General features: G+C 53.8%; 4 protein-coding genes and 1 pseudogene. 4 read left to right on the top strand and 1 reads right to left on the bottom strand.

Annotation, left to right across the window (positions count from 1 at the left end):
- The first annotated feature begins 868 nt into the window (after positions 1-868).
- The 4 genes and pseudogenes from ACOVRA_RS03080 (at position 869) to ACOVRA_RS03065 (ending at position 4,118) form a co-directional block, all read left to right on the top strand.
- Positions 869-1,693, top strand: a complete 825-nt coding sequence (locus ACOVRA_RS03080) for a flagellin (protein WP_421719003.1) — start codon at positions 869-871, stop codon at positions 1,691-1,693.
- Positions 1,694-1,844: 151 nt separating this feature from the next.
- Positions 1,845-2,579 (top strand): L,D-transpeptidase family protein, encoded by a 735-nt coding sequence (locus ACOVRA_RS03075; RefSeq protein WP_421719002.1) that lies wholly within the window; start codon positions 1,845-1,847, stop codon positions 2,577-2,579.
- A gap of 273 nt (positions 2,580-2,852) precedes the next feature.
- Positions 2,853-3,335, top strand: a pseudogene (locus ACOVRA_RS03070) (integrase arm-type DNA-binding domain-containing protein); the annotation flags it as partial.
- Between the two features lie 207 nt (positions 3,336-3,542).
- Entirely contained in the window at positions 3,543-4,118 is a 576-nt protein-coding gene (locus tag ACOVRA_RS03065) for a site-specific integrase (RefSeq protein ID WP_421719004.1), read from the top strand.
- A gap of 137 nt (positions 4,119-4,255) precedes the next feature.
- Here the strand turns inward: ACOVRA_RS03065 and ACOVRA_RS03060 are convergent, their stop codons facing one another.
- Complete coding sequence (locus tag ACOVRA_RS03060) at positions 4,256-6,448, bottom strand: peptidase domain-containing ABC transporter (RefSeq protein ID WP_421719001.1); 2,193 nt, start codon at positions 6,446-6,448, stop codon at positions 4,256-4,258.
- Positions 6,449-6,465: the final 17 nt, after the last annotated feature.

Below are 6,465 nucleotides of genomic sequence, written 5' to 3'. Positions count from 1 at the left end.
CAATACCCACGGTGGTTGCTGAAATGTTGCTGTTCATGAACTGAGAAACGTTGATGGCTTGTTGGGCAAATGCTTGACCGCCGATCGAGGTGACCAGTGCGATTGCCGAGATGATTGCTGCCTTCTTCATAATGTACTCCCACTGAATTGAAGCTCAAACCCTGTGTGGCTTCTGAAGATAGGGGAGCAATCTAGGGGCCAATTCATGCTTTGGTCGAAATAAGGCAAAATAAGGCACAAGTAACTGATCGGAAATCCGTGAATTTTCAGATCAGTTCAAGAATGTTTATTTAATATTATATTCATCAAAACTATTATTGCCCTGTTATCGACAAATTAGTTAATGAAGAATTTTGCAATTATTTCGCTTTTCGTCTCAATTCAAGACAAGTTGTCGGTGTTTTCGGGGAGGTGGTTTGTTTGTGCTGTTCGAGCGGCGCGGCACGGCAACTGCGGCCCTCGTCAAGCTTAGCCGTTCGAGGGCCGAGGCTTTCGGGGGCTTAATTGTTGCGTTCTTTGCCTCTATTCAAATGTTTCTCATGGCGAGGGAAAACTGATAAGTAGCATTGGACTTGCACCATCAAGTTTTGAGAAAAAAGGTAAACACGAAATCATTTTCAGGTAGCGTATAAAAACTCAGAGAATTTTCAAAATATCTTGTAAGAACAGTATTTCATCACTCTGGTTATTGCTTGATGCCTTTTTACTGACAAATACCACAGATAATCATATTTTTGTGTGACTCTCAGGTAATATTAACCATGTTTTTCAATGAACCATTCAGAACTCAACGGTAATGTTACTGGGCGTTCACAGCGAGCGCGCCCCGCTCGTAGTGGGGGAGTACCTAGTAGGAAGAGGGCTAGAAATGCTCAGCGTAAACACCAATCAAGGTGCCATGGTGGCACTGCAAACATTGAATAAAACCAATTCAGACCTAGCGAAAACTCAGAATGCGATTTCGACAGGTTTAAAAGTCGCCTCTGCCAAAGACAACGGAGCGATTTATGCGATTGCCAGCAAAATGACTTCCGATGTTGGCGCTTATGATCGGGTGCGTGAATCGACCGACCGGGCAGCTTCCATTCTTGATACCGGCATAGCAGCCGGCGAAAGCATCATGGAGTTGCTCAATGAAATGAAGGGTAAGGCGCTCGCCGCGTCACAAGCAGGCCTTTCGGCCTCTGCTCAATCCGCTTTAGCAGCTGACTATGCGCAATTGCGAGACCAAATCACCAGCATTGGAGCCAATGCATCGTTTGATGGGGCCAATATGATCGGGGCCACGCCAAACAATGCCGTTGCCTTGGGCGACTCTGCCGGTGGCAATGCGATCACGGTCAACGGCGTCAGCTTGGCGCTGGGCAGTGCCACTATAACGGTCACGGCAGCCTCTGCACTAGACACGGCTGGTAACGCCACCACTGCTCTCGGTCTGGTCAATGCTTCAATCACCAATTTGGGTACCCAATTGGCGACTTGGGGTGCCGGTGCGAAGCGCTTCGAAGTGCACCGCACCTTCATTGGAAAGCTCCAAGATGCTCTGACCAACGGCATCGGTTCCATTGCGGACGCCGACCTCTCAAAGGAAAGCGCAAAGCTGCAAGCCTTGCAAACCAAGCAACAATTGGGCGTGCAGGCTTTGTCGATTGCCAATACTTCTTCGCAATCGGCGTTGTCGCTGTTCCGCTAAAACAAACTAAGAAGTCAACGTGCGTACCAACTTGGCCCAGGCAAAGATGCTTGGGCCATTTTCATTATGAAGTGGGGCACCAGATGGTCGGCCCCCCAAAGCGCTCGTAATGCCTCTGGTCTCGTTAGTCTGGAGGGGCTAAGGTTAGGCCATGATTACGCGACGCAAAACCATCTTGGTTCCCGTATTGGCTTTACCCGCCTTGGCAGCTGCCTGCAGCGATCAGCGCTTGGAATTACCCGGGCCGCAACGGGCGGCTGTGGCCGTTGAGCGGGCCACCCCAATGGTTACCGCACGCCTTAGGGCCCTAGGTGCCAGCCTAGGCGACCCCGTTTTCATCCGGGCGTTTAAGCAAGAAAAGCGATTGCACCTTTATGTGCAGCCGGGCGGCGCGGGCAGGTTTGTCGAATTCGCCAATTGGCCAATTTGTGCCGCCTCAGGTGTATTGGGCCCCAAAAAGGCCGAAGGCGACAAACAAGTCCCTGAGGGCGTCTATGGTGTGACCCCTGAGGCGATGAATAATGCCTCCTCCTATCATCTCTCCATGAATGTGGGTTATCCTAACGCGTTCGATCAGGCCCTTGGTCGGACCGGTAGCTTTATTATGATCCATGGACGCTGCGAGAGTGTTGGCTGTTTGGCGATGACCGACCCTGTTATCGAGGACATTTGGACACTGGTAAGTGCCGCCCATCGGGCCGGACAAACAAAGGTAGACGTGCATATCTTCCCATTTGTGTTGAGCGCCAAGGCCCTCGAAAGCCACACACAGAGTGAACATCTGGCGTTCTGGACCGACCTTATGGCGATCCAAAACGCGTTTGATACAATTGGGCTGCCCCCCACAATTGCGATCCATGCGGGCCGCTATGGCGTCGCTGGTTGATACACGAGGCAATTGCTTCACCGCAATTGTAACTCACCAATGTCTTTGATTTAATGGTGGGCGCGACAGGGATTGAACCTGTGACCCCTACGATGTCAACGTATCTAGACGGTTTTTCAGGGCTTTTCAGAGCTTGTCATAGTTAGTATTTTTCAAATAAATACAGATAGTTGATCAAATTTTAGCTTGCAATGGTTCGCAAGATTATGCCATGATTTTCTCCCTGCCACGGACCATACACGGACCCAAAATGGCCTCTAAAGGTATGAAGATATGACGGAACTTTCCGAAACTCGTCTCACAAAACGTGTCATTGATGCCATTTTGCCCGTTTCAAGTCGAGCATTTGTTGTTCGAGACGGTCGATTGGAAGGTCTCCGCCTGCGCGTCCGCTCAACAGGTCGCAAGACATTTGAGTATCGCTATCGTTTCGAAGGAAGGGACAAACTTTATGTCATTGGTGATTATGGCACCCTTACAACCGATGAAGCTTTAGAGTTCGCTACCATTTTGGCTGGAGACGTGGCGCGGGGACTCGATCCCCAAACACGAAAATCAGGGCAACGGGAAGAGGACAAAGCGGCGCTTACATTTAAGGAGGCAGTCGCGCTTTATCTGGCTGAGGGCCCGAGAGAAAAGCCAGACAAGCGCGAATCTTCATGGAAGTTGGACAGAGGGAACTTGGAGCGTCACGCAATCCCGCTCCTGGGGAGCAAATTGCTGAGGGCTATAACCGCCGATGACATATCAGAGTGGCAACAAGCCGTGATGGCCGGGAGAACAGCTACAACCGAGAAAACGCGTATACGGGGCTTGGCGAGGGTTCGTGGTGGACGAGGGGCGGCTGCCCGCTCAACCGAGACACTTGCCGCTATGCTTGCTTGGAGTGTTCGCCGCGGATTGCGGGCAGATAACCCTGCAACGCGCGTACGCCGTCTCCAGTTGGCTGGAAAAGAGAGATATTTGGACGAACGTGAGGCTGGGGCGATCTGGAATGCAATCACTGCCCTTGAAGAGACCGGTGGCATAAGTAGCCAAGCAGCAAATTGCTTTCGGTTGCTTGCCTTAACTGGTGCACGTCGTAGCGAAATCGTCGAGTTAAAGTGGCGCGAAGTAGACCTATCTCGAGGGATCTTATTGCTTCCGCCATTGAGGCACAAAAGCGGTGGCGGATCCCGCTCTAAGGCCATTCCATTACCTGGAGCTGGCGCTGAGATTTTGCGTCACATTGAGAAGCGTTGTGCTTGGGTTTTCCCAAAGGCAGACCTGTCCGGTCCTATGGAGCCGCCCAAACGTGCTTGGAATAGGGTGGTCGCCCATGCCGGGGTCCGCGACGCATCCTTACACACATTGCGGCACACACTCGCCTCTTGGGCCGTGGCAGATGGTGCAAGCCTCGCGATAATCGGTAAGCTCCTCGGTCACACAAAACCTCAAACAACCGAGCGCTATGCACACTTACGGCTTGATGCGGGCGCAGACGTCGTCGAGGCGGTAGCCAAGCGCTATCTGTTATCCCGCGAGGCAAGCCTGTCCTGAACTGCGCTAGTGGTGCTAGAATTTGAGCGCCGAGGGCGGGGTGCCTCTCGTGCTAGGTCTGCTTTGCGCCAAACTAGGTCAATAAAGTGCAATTCACCCAAGCCCGAAAGCGGACATTCTAACAGCCCCAATCAAAATTACTCCGCCGCCACTTGCACCTGCTCGGTGACCTCCGTGACCGTGCCACCCGCGACCAATAAAGTCCGATCTGCCCCAGCAATCGCGGCTTCCCGGTGAGCAACAAAGATGCGGGTACAAGATAGGCCGCGCAAGGTCTCCGACACCCGTGCTTCAGTCTCCGGGTCGAGGTTGGCGGTGCCCTCGTCTAGGAACAGGATTGTCGGTTCGCGGTAGAGCGCGCGGGCGAGCAATACCCGCTGTTGTTGCCCGCCGGACAGGGTGGAGCCAAGATCACCTACCAAAGTCATCGTCCCCATTGGCATCTTCAGGATATCATCCAGCACACAAGCCTTGGCCAAGCACTCTTCCACCTTGGCCATATCGAGGTCTGCGTCGAAGAAAGAGACATTGTCGGCAATCGTGCCTGCCAGCAGGCGATCATCTTGCAAGACTGCGCCTATGCGATGACGGAACGTACGGACACCAAAGTTCTTGAGGCCAACCCCTTCGACCTTTACTTCGCCCTCAGTTGGATCAAGCAAGCCCAGCAAGACCTTCATCAAGGTCGTTTTGCCGCCGCCGGACGGGCCAATGATGGCGACAAACTGGCCGGGGTCGATGGAGAAGCTGGCGTCCTTGAACACCAAGGGCTCATGGGTTGCATAGCGGAAGGAGAGTTTGTCGGCCCCGATGCGACCTTCAAACAAGCGGCCTTCTTGAATGGGCTCATCCACCCCAACTTCTGGGTCCTCATGCACCACATCGGCGAGGCGTTCGAGATGAAGCTCCAACGTCTTCCATTGGAAGTAAAGGCCAATGAGGCCCGATAGCGCGCCAGAAAACTGGCCCGCATAGGATTGAAAAGCCATCAACATGCCAAGGCTCATGGTGCCATCAATCACTTGCTTGGCCCCCAGCCACCAGACGGCGACCCCTTGCAGGCCCGTGACAATGCCAAGCCCCGCCCCGCCCCACAGGCCAACGCGCTGCATGGTTACGCTGTTATTGACGCTGGCGGCGGTATCATTCTGCCATTGGCTGACGCGCTCGCGCTCTTTGCCAAACAGCTTAAACGTTCGCGCACCGCGCAAAGTCTCCATGAAGGTCGTAGAGGCAACCGCACCAAGACTAATCCCCTCATCGGTCTTGCGCCGCACCCATGGAAAGGTGACTGCTTGCACAATCAGCGGGATCAACATGGTGGCGATCACACAGCCAAACAGCAGTGGCGAATACAGCACCGCCATCGTGCCACCCACCACCAGCATGATGACATTCAAGGTCGCGCCAATGGGCACGCTGGTGAGGAATCCCTGTACCGGCCCAAGCGAGGAAAACCGGCTCATGATATCGCCAATATGGCGCTTCTCAAACCACGCCACGGGCAGGCGCAGGGCATGGCGCAATAGATTGCTCTGCATCTGAAACGAGAGTTGCGTGCCCAGATACATGCCGACAAAGCCTTGCAACAGGCCAATGCCGGTCTGGATCAACAGCAAGATCACCATGCCCATGCCGATGGTGGTCAAAAGGTCCATATCGCCTTTGGAGATGGCATCATCAATGATCAATTGGTTCAGCATCGGGCTGAACACGCCAATCACCTGCACGACTAGGGCGAGCAGGAAGAGCTGGATGACAGGGCCTTTAAGGCCCTTCAGCGTGCTCCACATATCCGTAAGGCGAACCCGTTCAACCTGCTTCTTCTTGGTAAACGCTGGCGTTGGCGTCAGCTCCAGCGCCACACCAGTAAAAGACCGGCCAATCTCTGCCGGGGCCACTTTGCGCACACCGCGCGCTGGGTCATGAATAATCGCCCAAACCCCACCTGGCCCATTCCACGCTTTCTTCAGCACGACATAATGGGCCAAATTCCAATGCAGCACGCAAGGCGGCTTGAGGCTGACCAATTCATCCACTTCCAGCCGCAAGGGCCTGCCAACCATACCCAGCCCATCGGCCATATCCATAACGCTTTTGAGGGTTGTTCCTTTAAGGCTGGCGCTGAATTTGCGGCGCAGATCAGAGAGCGTATGGCGCTGGCCATGGGCGGCGGCTACCATGGCAAGGCAGGCCAAACCACACTCCGCCGCCTCTGCCTGAAGCATCATTGGCAGCTTGTCGGAGTGGAACAGGCGGGTCAGCCACGTACGGCTATCGTCGTGAGGCGGCCGATCCAAATTTTCCGCTTGCCCAACCTCAGGTATCATGCATTACTACCCTAAAT

The organism is Aquidulcibacter sp. (assembly GCF_049239865.1).
In the GTDB taxonomy this organism is placed as follows: domain Bacteria; phylum Pseudomonadota; class Alphaproteobacteria; order Caulobacterales; family Aquidulcibacteraceae; genus Aquidulcibacter.
Note: the sequence above shows the minus strand (reverse complement) of the source record. Positions and strands in the feature narration are given on the sequence as shown.

What these genes read in the sequence shown, in the direction of transcription:
- ACOVRA_RS03075 (WP_421719002.1), top strand. Translation starts at nt 1,845, where the DNA reads ATGATTACGCGACGCAAAACCATCTTGGTTCCCGTATTGGCTTTACCC.
- ACOVRA_RS03080 (WP_421719003.1), top strand. Translation starts at nt 869, where the DNA reads ATGCTCAGCGTAAACACCAATCAAGGTGCCATGGTGGCACTGCAAACA.
- ACOVRA_RS03060 (WP_421719001.1), bottom strand. Translation starts at nt 6,448, where the DNA reads ATGATACCTGAGGTTGGGCAAGCGGAAAATTTGGATCGGCCGCCTCAC.